At 33.4% G+C, this 15,080-nt stretch carries 17 protein-coding genes; 7 read left to right on the forward strand and 10 right to left on the reverse strand.

Going from position 1 to position 15,080, the window contains the following annotated elements; genetic code table 11:
- Window positions 1-159 precede the first annotated feature (159 nt).
- The 3 genes from JFU18_RS06180 to JFU18_RS06185 all read right to left on the reverse strand — a co-directional run bounded on the left by JFU18_RS06180 (window position 160) and on the right by JFU18_RS06185 (window position 1,526).
- A complete protein-coding gene (locus JFU18_RS06180) occupies window positions 160-897 on the reverse strand; it encodes a phosphotransferase family protein (protein ID WP_374101386.1) in 738 nt (245 codons plus the stop codon).
- A gap of 15 nt (window positions 898-912) precedes the next feature.
- The gene (locus tag JFU18_RS30480; protein ID WP_277956386.1) at window positions 913-1,041 is read right to left on the reverse strand and encodes a hypothetical protein; all 129 of its coding nucleotides are present in this window, start codon (window positions 1,039-1,041) and stop codon (window positions 913-915) included.
- 245 nt (window positions 1,042-1,286) lie between these two features.
- The gene (locus JFU18_RS06185; protein ID WP_201032986.1) at window positions 1,287-1,526 is read right to left on the reverse strand and encodes a hypothetical protein; all 240 of its coding nucleotides are present in this window, start codon (window positions 1,524-1,526) and stop codon (window positions 1,287-1,289) included.
- Between the two features lie 321 nt (window positions 1,527-1,847).
- Between JFU18_RS06185 and JFU18_RS06190 the strand changes: the two genes are divergently transcribed.
- Together JFU18_RS06190 and JFU18_RS06195 are read left to right on the forward strand one after the other, a co-directional pair.
- On the forward strand, window positions 1,848-2,459 hold the full coding sequence (locus JFU18_RS06190; RefSeq protein ID WP_201034582.1) for a zinc metalloprotease: 612 nt from the start codon (window positions 1,848-1,850) through the stop codon (window positions 2,457-2,459).
- Between the two features lie 33 nt (window positions 2,460-2,492).
- Window positions 2,493-3,236 (forward strand): hypothetical protein, encoded by a 744-nt coding sequence (locus JFU18_RS06195; protein ID WP_201033633.1) that lies wholly within the window; start codon window positions 2,493-2,495, stop codon window positions 3,234-3,236.
- A 386-nt stretch (window positions 3,237-3,622) separates the two neighbouring features.
- On the opposite strand, the gene topB is transcribed toward JFU18_RS06195, so the two are convergent.
- Window positions 3,623-5,767, reverse strand: coding sequence for a DNA topoisomerase III (gene topB / locus JFU18_RS06200; protein WP_002012275.1), 2,145 nt, complete (start codon window positions 5,765-5,767; stop codon window positions 3,623-3,625).
- Between the two features lie 438 nt (window positions 5,768-6,205).
- On the opposite strand from topB, the gene JFU18_RS06205 reads away from it, so the two are divergent.
- On the forward strand, window positions 6,206-6,751 hold the full coding sequence (locus tag JFU18_RS06205; RefSeq protein ID WP_002141309.1) for a hypothetical protein: 546 nt from the start codon (window positions 6,206-6,208) through the stop codon (window positions 6,749-6,751).
- 51 nt (window positions 6,752-6,802) lie between these two features.
- On the opposite strand, the gene JFU18_RS06210 is transcribed toward JFU18_RS06205, so the two are convergent.
- Together JFU18_RS06210 and JFU18_RS06215 are read right to left on the reverse strand one after the other, a co-directional pair.
- Window positions 6,803-8,437, reverse strand: a complete 1,635-nt coding sequence (locus tag JFU18_RS06210) for a multicopper oxidase family protein (protein ID WP_201032984.1) — start codon at window positions 8,435-8,437, stop codon at window positions 6,803-6,805.
- 118 nt (window positions 8,438-8,555) lie between these two features.
- Window positions 8,556-9,839, reverse strand: coding sequence for an aminopeptidase P family protein (locus JFU18_RS06215; RefSeq protein WP_201032983.1), 1,284 nt, complete (start codon window positions 9,837-9,839; stop codon window positions 8,556-8,558).
- 223 nt (window positions 9,840-10,062) lie between these two features.
- Here JFU18_RS06215 and JFU18_RS06220 point away from each other — a divergent pair, with 223 nt between their 5' ends.
- Both JFU18_RS06220 and JFU18_RS06225 read left to right on the forward strand, forming a co-directional pair.
- Window positions 10,063-11,055: a F510_1955 family glycosylhydrolase gene (locus JFU18_RS06220; RefSeq protein WP_201033632.1), complete on the forward strand. Its 993-nt coding sequence runs from the start codon at window positions 10,063-10,065 to the stop codon at window positions 11,053-11,055.
- A 41-nt stretch (window positions 11,056-11,096) separates the two neighbouring features.
- A complete protein-coding gene (locus JFU18_RS06225; RefSeq protein ID WP_235706399.1) occupies window positions 11,097-11,414 on the forward strand; it encodes an urease accessory protein UreH domain-containing protein in 318 nt (105 codons plus the stop codon).
- Window positions 11,415-11,467: 53 nt separating this feature from the next.
- Here the strand turns inward: JFU18_RS06225 and JFU18_RS06230 are convergent, their stop codons facing one another.
- Window positions 11,468-12,340 carry a LysR family transcriptional regulator gene (locus JFU18_RS06230; RefSeq protein ID WP_201032981.1) on the reverse strand — a complete coding sequence of 291 codons (873 nt, stop codon included), beginning with the start codon at window positions 12,338-12,340 and terminating at the stop codon, window positions 11,468-11,470.
- 143 nt (window positions 12,341-12,483) lie between these two features.
- On the opposite strand from JFU18_RS06230, the gene JFU18_RS06235 reads away from it, so the two are divergent.
- Entirely contained in the window at window positions 12,484-13,191 is a 708-nt protein-coding gene (locus tag JFU18_RS06235) for an alpha/beta fold hydrolase (RefSeq protein WP_201032980.1), read from the forward strand.
- A gap of 146 nt (window positions 13,192-13,337) precedes the next feature.
- Window positions 13,338-13,568, forward strand: a complete 231-nt coding sequence (locus JFU18_RS06240; protein WP_001179619.1) for a DUF896 domain-containing protein — start codon at window positions 13,338-13,340, stop codon at window positions 13,566-13,568.
- 50 nt (window positions 13,569-13,618) lie between these two features.
- Here JFU18_RS06240 and JFU18_RS06245 read toward each other — a convergent pair whose 3' ends face one another.
- From JFU18_RS06245 to JFU18_RS06255, 3 genes are all read right to left on the reverse strand, one after another.
- Window positions 13,619-14,101: a CcdC family protein gene (locus JFU18_RS06245; RefSeq protein ID WP_060751261.1), complete on the reverse strand. Its 483-nt coding sequence runs from the start codon at window positions 14,099-14,101 to the stop codon at window positions 13,619-13,621.
- 15 nt (window positions 14,102-14,116) lie between these two features.
- Entirely contained in the window at window positions 14,117-14,512 is a 396-nt protein-coding gene (locus tag JFU18_RS06250) for a DUF2871 domain-containing protein (protein ID WP_201032979.1), read from the reverse strand.
- Between the two features lie 166 nt (window positions 14,513-14,678).
- Window positions 14,679-15,074, reverse strand: a complete 396-nt coding sequence (locus JFU18_RS06255; protein WP_002158324.1) for a cytidine deaminase — start codon at window positions 15,072-15,074, stop codon at window positions 14,679-14,681.
- Window positions 15,075-15,080: the final 6 nt, after the last annotated feature.

A 15,080-nucleotide genomic window follows, 5' to 3' on the forward strand; every position in this document is an offset into this window, starting at 1 on the left:
TGGATACCTTTCCAACGAGGTTTTAATTGGATTTTCATAAAAAAATTTGATCATTTTATACATGTGTATCTTCCTCAATTGCGCCCAATTGTTGAATAATGAAATATGGAAAAATCTTTATAAATAAAATCTCAGTTATTGACGTTAGATAATTCTCTTTCAACTATCCCTCCTTCCTAAAAAAACGTTTAAATATGCTAAACTCTCCTGTAAAAAAGTTTGATGCTTTTCAATACCTCTTCTTTTACACCAACCAATTGCATTAAACGCATCGGTAAAGCGATAAAACGGTAAAACTTCTTGTAAATCAATCAGTGGACGAATGGACTCATAGCCTTTTTTATACGCATCCCATGTTCCAGGATATTTCATTAAAATATCACTATTAATTTTTATAAAATCCATTTCGGTTGCACCAATTCGTGCACTTTCAAAATCAATGATGCCGACTACTCGATTTTCATGAACTAAAATATTACCTGATCGAAAATCCATATGTATATAACTAGGTCCATCTGGAGATGGAAGTAATTTCACTTGACGGTCAAAATGCTTCAATGATTGTTCGTATAAACAGGGATCAATCACTTCTTTTACATCTTCTGCAAAGGAATAAAATTGTCGCTCAATAAACTCAGACCGTTGACCATATACATTGGAAATGGCACTTTTGAAATCCTGCTCATTTGGAATGATTGCATGCAGCATTGCGTGGTGTACTCCGATATCATAAGCTAAAGCTTTATCCACCTTCTCAGTAATTGGCACACCGTTGATTTCGGATAATAATAAAGCTCCAGTGACATCTTCATTACCTTCCCAATAGTCTAATATTTCTGGTACGGGTAGCTCATTGCATAATCGTTTAAGTACAGTATACTCACGTTCAAGTTTCACTTTGGAATAAGGAATTTATATATATACCGTACGATGATCAATTAGCTTGATTTTATATACAATCGAACTAAAAGACTCAGGAACGTTCTCAACTGCTAACACATTCAACTTAAATTTATCTATTACTTGTTGCAACATATCCATTTAAAAAAACCATTTCTGTACAATTTATCCTCTTCACTATCTCTAACAATATAATATATATTCATTATTTTTTGAAGTCTTACTCCATTACATGTCCCGTTTTCGGGGTTCACTTCATAGAACAGTGCGCTTTTCATTTTAAATAATAATTCCATAAAAACATTTAAAAGTTCTTTCATTTGTTGTTTAAAAACAATACTTATGAAAACAAATAAGTTTCTTGTGCCATACCGCTCATTCAAATGTCAATCTCTAATACGACCTCCAATAATTTTTTCACTTTCCGCATCCACATATACACCTATATTTCCCAGGATTTCACTCTTTTTAGATTTATAATTAATTAAGTAAACTTCTTCATTTAAATATGATTTATCTTTTATACCTCTCATCATTTCTTCTGTTAAAACCACCTTATGTATTTCTGCTTTCTTCCATCCTCCTATCACTTCACTTTTTTGAGAATCAGTTAATTGATCCCACACTCTTTTTTTAGTTGAATTTCACTATCATTTGTATCAACATTACATCCAGATAAAATAAATATCACTGCCCCTAAAGTTAAAAATATAAATTTCAATTTTTCCATTTATATCTTCCTTTCTTTTATTCCAATCATACAATATATTTTTACTTTATATACACGCAATTTGATTCTGAATGTTAAAATATTATTAAGAAATATAAGGTGAGTTTTACACCTATATACTTTATCTTAAATTTCAGTTATTATAATATATGAATATATATTTCATTCTATTTTCTTACACTTTATTACAATTTCAGGAGGTTTTTGTGTGAAAAAGATGAAAAAGTTGATTGGTTTTTCTTTGGCATTAATTTCTGCTGCAGCTATCACTCTACCATCCTCTGCTTCGGCGGGCACCCATTTTGGAACATTCGGTTTCAGATTAACAAGCGGAGTTGGAGACTGGGGAAACTCGACTCAGTATTATTGGATTGATAGTTCCGCATCTGGAGAAACATCTAGAATTAACGATTCTATGAGTGCTTGGGTGCATACAGGTCACATTTTGTCTACACCTATTTCATTTAGAAAAACTACTAACAAGCCTTCCAGTGTAATGGATATTTACAAAGGGAATTATTTCCCATATTCAGAACATACACTAGGAATAGCAAGGTTTTACAAAAGCGGGAGTGAAGTTAAACCTTATGAAGAAAACTATTCTTGGACGAAAATATTGATAAATGCACCAAACTATAATGAATTCAATGATTTTTATAAAAGAGGTACTCTTGCACATGAAATGGGACATGCTTTTGGTCTTGCTCATAATAATGCGGAAGGTGACTCTATTATGTGCCAGCTAGATTCTGGTGAACCTGGTGATGCAAAAAGATATGTGAATACACCAGACTTAGGCTCACTGTACGGGATCAACTCATTATATTAATTTTTTTATTATCTTACGGATGGAGATGTATATATGAAAAAGAAAACTATTAGTGCAGGAATAATAACTGCTGTAATAACTTCAGTAGCATTTTATATTTATAGTGGCAATGAAACTAAATTTGAACAGCCAACAATAAAAGCATCCGCCAATGCAGTAAAAAATGTTGAGCAAGTTATTACATCTGCTGATTTCGCCAAAGGATTCAGAGATGCAAAAGCATTAACAATAGAGTCTGATGTGATTGTTGAAGGGAAAGTTTTGGATTCCGAATACTTTGACTTTAATACGAATACATTTACTCGTTCGAAAATTCAAGTTTCAAAGAGTTTTAACGATGCTGTTAAAGCTGGAGATATAATTCAAATTGTTGAAATCGGTGGAAAAACAACAAAAGGAAAATTACAAGAGTATGATCCTGAAAAATTAAAAATACCTAAAGATGAATTGAACACAGAAGTTGAAGTTCTATTTGATGGCGCTCCAACTTCTAAAAAGGATGACGAGGTTTTAATATTCGCTAAAGAGGATAAAGAGGACTTTTTTGGTCTTAAGGAAAAAGTATTTATTACTTTAAACTCTTATCAAGGTAAATTTACAATTGATAAAGATAAAAAAGTTAAACGCTATGCTCCAAAACATAATTTGATCCCAATCAAAAACGGAAATAAGAATAATCCTAATAATGCTAGCCCTATAAAAAATGAAGAGTTCAGTTCTTTAGAAACTACATTATCTGACATGGAAAACCAAATTATTAATAATTTAAAGAAATAGGAAGAGTTATTCGAACTCTTTTTCGAAGCTTGTAAATTAGGGTGTTGCAAGACAATAAAAAGTACAAATTAAACACCAACTAACGGTTTGTTTTTAAAATAGAAAGCACTCTATTAATTAGAGTGCTTTTCATATACAATACTAATCCCGTTAAAGCACATTAAAAAAACTTGTCATGGGCAATAAAAGATTTGTTATTTCTTACACAACATTTACCATCCTTGAACATACACGTTCTCATCAATCTTTTTTACAAATCAACAGTTTGCATATAAAATAAAAAAGCATGACATAAAATTGTCATGCTTTTTCTTTTCTATCTATATTTTCAAACCTAATACAGCACATTTTACTCGGGAAAGGGCTTTTTCATTTGTTAAAACCACTTAATTCTCAAACACAAAATTAATCTTATTATCTTTCCACTCTAACTTCGCATCAAACGTTTTCTCACCTTTTTTAAAGCCTTTAATTAAATCGGTCTTCTCACCTTTTAATAGTTTCGTCATGTTTTTTTGCGAAATAGCTTTGCTTAAAATCTTCTTCGAGATGGTAAAGTCACATTGTGTTGTATTGTAGTTAGAACAACCGTAAAACGTCGACTTATCAATAACATCGCCATCGCATTTTTTACAGTTCCCGACCTTTTTACCTGTTGTAAATTTCGATCCTTTTCGCTCAATCGATTCAACATGTAATCCGGTGAAATCCCATTTCTCCGACATTTCTACCGCGTCTTCAATAATTTTAGCTGATAGCTTTTTCGTTTGCTCCATAAATGTCGCTGGTGAAGCTGTACCTTCTCCAATTTCCGCAAGGCGTTGCTCCCATTTTGCTGTCATTTCTGGTGAAGCTAGTATTTTATCACCGATTGCTGTAATTAATACTTTCCCTTTGTCGGTTGCGTACACTTGGTTTTTCTGTACATCTATATATTTACGGTCTTTCAGCATCGTAATGATACCGGCACGAGTCGCTTCCGTACCTAAACCTTCTGTTTTCTTCAATACTTTCTCAAGCTCTTCATTCTCTAAATACTTACCGGCCGTTTTCATTAACGTAATAAGTTGTCCTTCTGTATAACGTTTCGGTGGTTGTGTTTTCCCCTCTTTCACTTTCACCTTTACAACTTTCCCTTGTTCACCTTCAGCTACAATTGGAAGAATCGTTTCGTCATCTTTATCGTCTTGGAAAATGACTTTACGCCATCCTTCTTGAATTTGTTGTTTTCCTTTCGAAATGAACGCAGCACGTTCGTCTACAAGAGTTGTAATCGTTGTGTAGTCAAAGATTGCTACTTCATAATGCGCCGCAATCAGCCTTCTTACGATCATATCGTAAATTTTCTTTTCATCACCTGATAGTTTGCTTGGATTTGTAACTTGCTCTGTCGGTATAATTGCGTAGTGATCTGTAACTTTCTTTTCATTCACATAACGCTTATTATTCATAATCGATTCAATTGGTGCTGGCAATAAACCTTTATATTCATCAAACTGACTTAACTTCTGTAAAATATCAGGGAACGTCGCTGCCTCTCCTTGTGTAACATAGTTAGAATCCGAACGAGGGTAAGAGACAATCCCTTTTTGATATAGTGCTTGCGTTATATCAAGTGTCTTTTTCGGTGAAAATTTAAAGGCTTTATTCGCCGTTGCTTGCAGTGCTGATAAATTAAATAAAAACGGCGGCTGAAACTCTTTACGCTCCGTTTTCATTTCTTTTACTACAGCCGGTTTGTTTTGACAAAACGCTGCAATTTTATTTGCCAAATCAGGGTCATTTAAGCGGGACTCATTATCTTTCTCCCATTTCCCCTCATATTTCTTTCCTTCTATATTAAAGGTTGCGAACACTTCCCAAAACGGCTCTGACTTAAAGTTCTCTATTTCTTTTTCACGCTTTACAATGAGTGCTAATGTTGGTGTTTGTACACGACCAGCGGAAAACACATCATTCATTCCTTTTTTCTTTAGCAAAATACTAAAGACACGCGATGCATTCATACCAACGACCCAGTCAGCGCAAGATCTTGTATATGCTTCGTAATACGTATTAATCGTATCTGCTTCATCTAGTAAGTTTTTAAATCCTTGATAAATAGCTTGCTTCGTTAAAGATGAAATCCAAAGACGCTTCATTGGCTTTTGCACGTTGCAAAGATTAATAATATTTCTTACAATCAGTTCCCCTTCACGCCCAGCATCGCCCGCGTGAATAATTTCTGTTACCTGTGGATTATGTAACAGCTGTTTCACAACGTTAAATTGCTTATACTTTGACTTTGTTACCTCAAATTGAAAACGCTCTGGAATCATCGGCAATGTATTAAGTGACCATTTCTTCCACTCAGCGTGATAATGTTCTGGATTACATAACTGCGTCAAATGACCAATTGCCCATGTACAGTACGCTCCATTTGGAAATAACTCATTTGCTTCTACTTCTAAATACCCATCTTTCCGGCGATATTTAAACTGTGAAACAAGAGCCAAACCTTGATCTGGTTTCTCGGCAATAATTAATTTCATCTTCTAACTCCCTATCTGTATTCCAGTGTTACTTTCATTGTCTATCTGTTTAGAAGCGATGATAAAACAACCATCTTATTTATCATTCGCGGTTTGCCTCACAAATGAGAGACCTATAATATTATACGCTTATTCTTTATGGCTTCACAATAGAAACTCATTATATAACACTTTCTTTCTCATGCTTATAGACAAAAAAGACGCTCAAAAATCGAACATCTTTTCCATTCACTACTACTTGCTTACATATATTCTTTCAAAATATAAATACAACAATTCTTTATGAAGCATCGTCCACTAAGAGAACCATCATTATTTGAAAATTATATTGAACTTACCTTTTTTAAATTGTGCAGATAATTTGCAGATATATATTAGCATAAGTACTCTCCATTTGAACATATGATGAAGTGAATGATAGGACAGGGAGGTATCATGATGTTCGCTTATACGTTAACTGCCTTAACACTTTGTTGTATCTCGATTATTATTACATCATATATTTCTAAACGTAAGGGTACCCTAATGGAGTATATGGTATTTATTATGTCTTTTAGTATGTGTATCGGTTTAAGTATAGGTTTTTATTTAGGGATTCTCTTCAAAGGAGAATTACTATATTCTACTTTGCTTGCTATTTTGATTAGTGGGTTTATCGGTTTTTTAGTCGGTCTACGTTTTCACCTATATACTGCTTTAGAAGGACTGTTCTCTGGATTAATGGCAAGTATGATGGGAGCTATGATTACAGAAATGTTAAACGCTCAACAAGCCCACAGTATACTGTTCATTAGTCTTTTACTTACTATAACAATAACTATGTCATGTATAATTCAACTTTTATCAGAAACCTTTTCTACTTTTATCCAACGGCGTTTTTTATTATTACTTTCAATTAGTGTGGTAATTATCGTTGCCGTGTTCGTGACATTCCCCGATCATACTCCCCCATCTTCATCCGGGCACGATCAACATATGCATTAACACTTGCAACGAAAATAAATAAGCAGCTATCCATAGGATAACTGCTTCATATTATTCTGGCTTATTAGGAATGTTAGGGTTTGGAACATAATCAGATTTATAATCTGTATATTTCACTTCTGTTACCATCCCCGCTGAAGCATGGTGTAAATCATGACAGTGGAACATCCATTCACCCGGATTGTCTGCTACAAAGGCTACTTCATATTCTTCTCCTGGTTTTAAGTTCAAAGTATCTTTCACAATTGGAGAACCTTCTACCGGTTTTCCATCTTTACTTAACACCTGGAAGAAATGACCGTGTAAATGCATCGGATGATCGTCCACTTTAGAGCGATTTACTAATTTTACTTTTACTAAGTCACCCTTTTTCACTGAAATTGGGTCAATATCTGGGAATACCTTTCCGTTAATTGTATATACCATTTCATTTCCATTCATTTGCGTATTCAAGTCCATATTATATGTGGCAATATACTGTTGATTTAACGTGAAACTACCTGGTTTTTTAGCACCATATTTCGTCATATCTAATTTCGGTAATTTTTCTTTTTCATCTGCTTTGTCTTTCATCTCTTTGCTGCCATCATATTCAATAACAGCTTTCATTCCTTTTGCACCTTTACTTTCTGAATGGTCTTCAACGTACCATTTTCCAGTATTATTAGCAGTAAATTCAATATCATAACGTTCACCCGGTGCGATTGAAATTACTTTGTCTTTTATAACTTTTGGATCGTTAATTGGTTGACCATCTGTCGCAATTACTTTTATATCATGACCGTGAACATGTATATCATGTGATAGATAACCAGCATTAACGAGTCGAAGACGAACTTTATCCCCTTCATTCACTTTTAACAGCTCTACTAAATCTCCGCTTTTACCATTGATTGTGAATAAGTCATACATACTCATATCATGACCTTCCATCTTCATATTTCCATGGTCCATTCCTGCCATATTACTAGAGTCTTTTTTATCACTGTCCATACCGGAATGATCCATACCTTTCATATCATCATTCTTTTTCGTATTTTCATTACCCTTAGATTTATTACCTGTTGGCCCTTTTGTCATTTCTTTTAACTGCTTATTAATTTCTTCTTTATCTGTAACCCATTCATCCAACATTAATGTGTAATCTTTATCATATTTTTCATTAGTATCTTCTACAATGAGAGCACCATATAAACCTCTATCTAGTTGATTCACAGAATCTTGATGCGAATGATACCAATATGTTCCTGGTACGTTCGCTTCAAATTCATAGGTGAAACTCTTTCCAGGTTCAACCGCATCTTGCGTCACACCTGGAATTCCATCCATGTTATTTGGGACAGGATACCCATGCCAATGAATAGATACTGGTGCAGATAATTCATTTTTTAATGTCACTTTAACCTTTTCACCTTTTTTCACTCTGATTTCTGGACCTGGGGATGAGCCATTAAATGTCCAGACTGGAACAATAACACCGTTACTTAGCTTTTGCTTTTCTTCTTTCGCTACTAAAGTAACTTCTGGCCCTTTTACAACTTTCAATGGTTTTGTAGCCGTTTCAGTCTGTGTTGTTTTTTTATCGTCCATATTTTTATGATCATTTGTTGTATTTGTGGTCGCAGAACATGCAGCAATTAAAGATATTACGGAGACTGTAACTGCTGTTAATACAAATCTCTTCATCGAAAACCCCTCCCTTTTCTTTTTCAAAATCATTATAAAAGATGATTTTCAAGAAAATATGGAGATGTGCAATGGATCAAATAAAAAAACGCCCAAAATTGAGCGCCTCTACTAATGATTATTTCGTAACAACTTCATCTTCTTTTACATTCACATTATTTTCACTCATAAACTCTTCAATCTCTTCAACTTCTCTAATAATATCTTTTGACAAGTTTTCATACCCATCTTTTGTTACAAGGATATCATCTTCAATACGAATTCCAATTGATTCTTCTTCAATATAAAGACCAGGTTCGATTGTTATAACCATACCTTCTTCTAACACTCTATCTTTGTATGTTCCTACATCGTGAGTATCTAAACCAAGGAAATGGCTGACGCCATGATAATAGTATTTTGATAACTCTTCATCTTCTTGAATTAAGCCAATTTCTTTACACTCTTCTGCTAGTACCTTTTTTGTATGCTCATTTAATGCAGCAAAATTTAATCCTGGCTTAATAAGCTCCGTTGTTTCTTTCAATGCTTTTAACACGATATTATATATTTGTTTTTGGCGACTAGAGAATGTTCCACTAGCTGGGAATGTATAACTAATATCAGCGTTGTAGTAATCTTTTTGAGCACCTAAATCGAGCAGCACTAAATCACCATTTTGAATTTGTGCATCATTATCTTCATAATGAAGGACTGTAGCATTTTTACCACTCGCCAAAATTGTATTGAATGCATGATGTTTAATTCCAGATGATTTAAGCGTAAAATCAAAATGAGCTTCTAATTCATATTCCATCACATCTGCTTTTGCATGCTTCAGCACGTTATAAATACCCTCTTTAGTTACAGCAATCGCCTCTTTAATGATTTCAATTTCTTCTTCCGTTTTAAACACTCGTAATTCACAAATATGCGGATATACATTACCAATTAAAACGTGTGGATACTGTTCTCTTACATATTTAGCAAACGCTAACGTTTTCGTCTCAGTACCCTTCCACTCACGACGCTCTAAATCTAAATACAGATGCTTCACATTTTCTGTGAAAAGTGTATTTGCCATTGTCTTCTCAAAGCTTTCTATATATACAACTTTTTTTATGCCTGAAATTTGTTCTGCATCTTCTTTAGAAACTGTTTTACCGTCCCATTTTTCCATTACTGGATCTGATTTTTCAATGAAAAGAGTTTCTTCCACACTATTTCCAAACTTTTTCAACATGAAAATAACATTTGGCTCATCGATTCCCGTTAAATAGTAAAAATTTCGATTCGGCACAAATTTATAATGTGCATCGGCTGACATATGAGGTGCTTGCCCAGCAAATAAAATAGTAATAGATTCATCCGGTAATGTGTTTACTAATCGTTCTCTATTTTGAGCAAAAAATGTTGATTTCATAATAATCCCCCTAGCGTTCTATGTATAATTTTGAAACTGATTATCCAATATAATTCATTCTATTATTGTTATAATTTTTCGTCAATTAATAGTACTCATAGAGAAAAGAAAATCTTCATTACTAGGGCCCCTTCCACTCTAAATTATGCATACCACTCCACAATTTCTTGACATTTATTCCATATACTTAAAATCTCATATATATGGAAAGGAGTCTACAAAAGTGAAACATTATGTAGCAACAGGGTTAGCAATTACTTCTTTATTCATAATTTCAGGATGTTCTAGCAATGCTGAAACAGCACCAGCTAAAAAAGAAACCGTGCAATCTCAACCCAAAAATAAGGAAACAGCAAATACGATTCCGCAAAACTTTTATAAAGAAATTACATCTGGAAAAATCGAACACATTCATGGAATTGGCTACGCGGGAAATATGCCTGGGGTTTCTATCGCAACTCACAGTGGTATAAAAGTTTATCAAAATGGTAAATGGTTTGAAACTACTACACAGTTACACGATTATATGGGCTTTCAGACAACAAAAAATGGATTTTTTGCTAGCGGGCATCCTGAACCAGGAGCAAACTTAAAAAACCCTTTAGGATTAATGAAAAGTTCTGATGGTGGTAATACCCTTGAAAAGCTAACCTTTTATGGAGAATCTGATTTTCATAACCTTGCTGTCGGATATAATACGGAAGCAATTTATTTATACAATGAGCGTCCAAATTCTAAATTACAACAAGGTTTTTATTTCAGTACGAACAACGGACAAGATTGGAAAAATAGTAAATTAAACGGTCTTTCAAGTACAATCCATTCCTTTTCAGCACATCCAGATCAATCTAGTGTAGTCGCGGTAAGTGCTAAAGACGGTGTATATTTGTCTACAGATTATGGAAATACATTTGAACTATTTTCTAAACCAGTTGAATCGACCGCAGTTACATTAAGTAATGAAGACATTATCTATGCCTCTATTAATAAGCAAACTGAGCAACTGATTACGAAGAAATCAATTGCTACAAATGAAGAAACAAACTTACAGATTCCATCTTTAGATTCTAAAGATACAATTATGTACATATCACAAAATCCTCAAAATTCAGCTGAAATAGTTTTTGCTACAATGAAAGCAAATGTGTTCCTCTCTACAGATGACGGTAAAACGTGGAAACAGCTTACTAAAAATGGAACTTATCAGGTATTATAAAAGGAAGAAGTTTCTTCTCTACCATCTTCCCTATCAAATTTATACGAAAACAAAATGAAGTCAGCTCATTTTCACTTGGGTTCTTCTTTTCTTTAGCTTTCTGTCCGACTATGTTTGTGCTATTTTTCGGAACGTTAATCCCTTTATCTTTATCATATAATTATGGGTACTTATTTCCGACATTCTTTTCAATAGGAACCGCTCTACCTATCGTTGTACTTATGTTCATCATCTCCTACCTTGGATTAAATGGAGCACTACTTAAAAAGAGCCGAAAAACAGGAAAAAACATTCAGCGTATAGCAGGGGTACTACTCATTTTAATCGGACTTTATGATATATCCTTATATTGGGTATAAATAAAAAAGGCAAGTTCAAGTGAGTCGAACTTACCTTTTTTACAAACATGTTATTATTTTTTCTTTTTTTGTAACTGCGCTAATAAATTCATAGCAAACGTCAGAAACAATGGGTCATTTTCTTTTTTAGGTGACCATTGCATAATAAGTTGTCGTGGAATTTTAATTTCTATCGGTTGCACGATGAAGTCATGAATAATTTGTTTATGAAGTCCTGATAATGGAACGATTGTTATTCCTTTAACTTGTAAAGCCAGTGCTAACGCCGAACTAATTGTCTCTGATTCCATCACTTTATTAACTACTATTTCATTTTTCGTCAAATATGGTTCAAGTACTTCTTTACAACCAGAGAGCGGCATTATAAAAGGATAATTTTTCAACTCTTTCATTGTAAGACCAGATGGAACTGACTTAGAAGAAACCATAACATACGGATCTTCACCAATTACATCATAATGAAATCCTGGTATTAAATTTTCTTTTATAGAAATAGAAAAATCTGCACTTCCAGAAGACAGCCAATCTAACACTTCTTGATAGCTTCCTTCTCGAACTGCAAGCACATACTGACTTTGATCAAAATTACCTAGTTCGATACACTCCGCCAAACAATATACAGTAACTGAAGGATATGTAGCTAATACAATCTTATACAAGTTATTATTTTTTAATTGTAAAGCTGTTTCTTCAAGGTTTTCATACTCCATTAGAAGTCGATCTACACAAACTAAAAATTCCTTTCCATTTTCAGTTAACATCGTTCCTTTTCTAGAGCGATCAAATAAAGTTAAAGCATATCGTTTCTCTAATTTGTTTATGATATGAGTTATAGCCGGCTGTGTCATATGTAATTCTTTCGCTGCTAAACTAATGCTGTTCAACCGAGCCACATTTTTAAAAACTTTAAAATCAAAAACGTTCATTCTGTTCTCCTTATATAAAAGATATTTATATCATCTATAAATAACCTTCATTATATTTATCAAACCACTTCCTATACACTAAGTATACATCATCAATATCACGAAAGAATAAATCTTATAATCATTAGAGGAGTGTTGGTTAAATGAGTACTTACGTTTTAGTACATGGAGCATGGCAAGGCGAATGGGCATGGGAATTTGTAAAACCTCAACTAGAGGCTTTCGGACATACAGTTGTTACACTAGACTTACCTGGAAGTGGAAAAGATATGACTCCATCACAAAATATAACGTTAGATTCTTATGTTAATGTAGTAACAGCTACTATAGATCAACAAAATGAAAAAGTTATTCTTGTTGGACATAGTATGGGTGGAATTGTGATCACTCAAACAGCTGAACTTATACCAAATAAAATCGATAAATTAGTATATCTTTGTGCATTCTTACCACAAAGCGGAGAAAGTCTTGGTAGTAAATTAGATGGTGAAGCTGGTCCACAATTCTCAATTAATGAGAATGACATGACTGCAGAACTTATACCAGAGTTGACTGAACAAACATTTTTAAATGCTACAGAAGATGCAGCTATTAAAGAATCTTCTTTCAAACAAATGCGTCCTCAACCACTAGGACCATTCCAGCAAGAGATAAAAATATCTGAAGAAAACTTTGGAACTATAGATCGTATTTATATCGAAACGACTCTAGATAGAGCAATTCCGATTGATTTTCAGCGCCGAATGAATACAGAAACTCCTTGTGTGAAAATCATTACTTTGGAAGCTGATCATTCTCCATTCTTTTCTAAAACAGCAGAACTTGTTAGTCACTTACATGAATTAAGCTAAACCTTATATTTTCCTTGTAGACACCCACTTACTGTAATACGGGTGTCTACTTTTCTTTTACCCTTCTTGACATATTCATATGAAAAAGTTAAAATAACTATAAATTAGTAAGTAACTAATTTAATTTAAAATAAGAGGTGAACAAAATGCAAAACATTTTATTCCGTATTAACGAATTATCAAAAAAAGAAAGAACATCTGGATTAACAGTTGATGAAAAACAAGAACAACAAATGTTGCGTCAAAACTATACAAAAACATTTCGCGGGAGCTTAGATTCCATTTTATTAAACACAAAAATTGTTGATCACAATGGTCTTAATGTTACACCAGTTGCATTACAAGATGCTCAAATACGTTTAAAATTAAGCAAATGAAATCAAAACTAAAAAAACAATCGTATAAAACATAAAAAGAGCTGAAATTCCTATATAGAAATTCCAGCTCTTTTTATTGTCTTTTCTAATTTAGTAAACGAGCGATACATCGCAATTCTCCACGATACAATCATCGCAAATGCGAGTAAGAAAAACATCCCGCTTAATTGTGCTAAATCAATTGATTGACTTAAATATGATTTTAATGCTACCCGGACAGCTAATAAACCAACTAAAATAAATATGAACGCTTTTGATGGTTTCATATATATGTCTTCGCCTCTTATTTCGAACTTAGATGTTTTAATAAGAAATATAGAGAAAATAAGTCCTACGCTAATTGCCTCTACTATTTCTAAAGACGTTAATCGAAACTCTGGTAAGAAGTACATCATTGCACCAGTGCTCATAAAAATTGGCGGTAATATAATTTTCTTTTTCGTTACCGGTTTTTTCGCTGACTTAAAGCGAAGAAACATAACTCCAACGGCCATACAAACCGCTACTATACTTGATAAAAGTGCTAAACTCATACTCTCCACTCCTATCTATTTAAAAGATTTTTTGAGCAAAATCATAAACCAAACGAGCCCAACACTTATAATGACATGACCTAATCCAGCCATATGGCTTAAACCATTAAAGTCAGTTCCATTCACTTGTAGAATACCTCTAAATACCATTGTAGCGATTGTAAAAATAAGTCCTATGTTATAAACAACAAACCACGCACGAAAACTTTTTGTTTCACGGACATTAAATACTTTAAATAGAGCTAAAGCGATCAAAAAGAATACGAAGCCGAGCACTAATACGTGTGTATGCACTAATTGCAACATAGTGGATCCTTTAATTCCTTGCGCTTTCATATACTCTCTAGCAAATACACCTGATAATAAACCAATAATTAAGTAAATGAATGCTGCATTATATAATTTCTTCATCATATTCCTCCTGCTGTAGAACGACAATTCATATTGTCATTTTCTTTATTCACTGCAATCATTTTACGCAAAGTTTATGAACGGAATATGAACAGATTATTACATTCTATTATTGAAAATAAAAAAGGCCATTCCACAACTATTAATTGTGGAATGGCCTTTTAACTTATTTTAAATCTTCAATTGAAAAGGCACCAGGCAGTAACTGCTCTACAGTCACTTCTTTTTCATCGCCTTTTACATTTGTTAGTAAAACTGGCATTTTCGGATTACAAAATTCAGCAATAACTTGTCTACATGCACCACATGGTGAAATCGGTCCGTCTGTTTCGCCTGTAATGACTAAGTAACTAAAATCGCGCTCACCTTCTGATACTGCTTTAAAGATCGCTGTTCTTTCTGCACAGTTACATAAACCGTAAGAAGCATTTTCTATATTACAACCAGTATAAATTTTACCTTCTTTCGTAACTAATGCTGCGCCAACAGGAAATTTAGAATACGGAATATACGCTTTCGATAACATCTTATTTGCTTCTTCGATATATTTTTTCTTATCCATATTATT

Source organism: Bacillus sp. TH22 (assembly GCF_016651015.1).
GTDB classification, from domain to species: domain Bacteria; phylum Bacillota; class Bacilli; order Bacillales; family Bacillaceae_G; genus Bacillus_A; species Bacillus_A mycoides.

Coding starts and splice junctions, on each gene's coding strand:
- JFU18_RS06250 (WP_201032979.1), bottom strand. CDS start 14,512: ATGAAGAAATTATATAATGCAGCATTCATTTACTTAATTATTGGTTTA.
- JFU18_RS06210 (WP_201032984.1), bottom strand. CDS start 8,437: ATGAAGAGATTTGTATTAACAGCAGTTACAGTCTCCGTAATATCTTTA.
- JFU18_RS06215 (WP_201032983.1), bottom strand. CDS start 9,839: ATGAAATCAACATTTTTTGCTCAAAATAGAGAACGATTAGTAAACACA.
- JFU18_RS06255 (WP_002158324.1), bottom strand. CDS start 15,074: ATGGATAAGAAAAAATATATCGAAGAAGCAAATAAGATGTTATCGAAA.
- JFU18_RS06230 (WP_201032981.1), bottom strand. CDS start 12,340: ATGAACGTTTTTGATTTTAAAGTTTTTAAAAATGTGGCTCGGTTGAAC.
- JFU18_RS06245 (WP_060751261.1), bottom strand. CDS start 14,101: ATGAGTTTAGCACTTTTATCAAGTATAGTAGCGGTTTGTATGGCCGTT.
- JFU18_RS06205 (WP_002141309.1), top strand. CDS start 6,206: ATGTTCGCTTATACGTTAACTGCCTTAACACTTTGTTGTATCTCGATT.
- JFU18_RS06235 (WP_201032980.1), top strand. CDS start 12,484: ATGAGTACTTACGTTTTAGTACATGGAGCATGGCAAGGCGAATGGGCA.
- JFU18_RS30480 (WP_277956386.1), bottom strand. CDS start 1,041: ATGGATATGTTGCAACAAGTAATAGATAAATTTAAGTTGAATGTGTTA.
- JFU18_RS06240 (WP_001179619.1), top strand. CDS start 13,338: ATGCAAAACATTTTATTCCGTATTAACGAATTATCAAAAAAAGAAAGA.
- topB (WP_002012275.1), bottom strand. CDS start 5,767: ATGAAATTAATTATTGCCGAGAAACCAGATCAAGGTTTGGCTCTTGTT.
- JFU18_RS06195 (WP_201033633.1), top strand. CDS start 2,493: ATGAAAAAGAAAACTATTAGTGCAGGAATAATAACTGCTGTAATAACT.
- JFU18_RS06190 (WP_201034582.1), top strand. CDS start 1,848: ATGAAAAAGTTGATTGGTTTTTCTTTGGCATTAATTTCTGCTGCAGCT.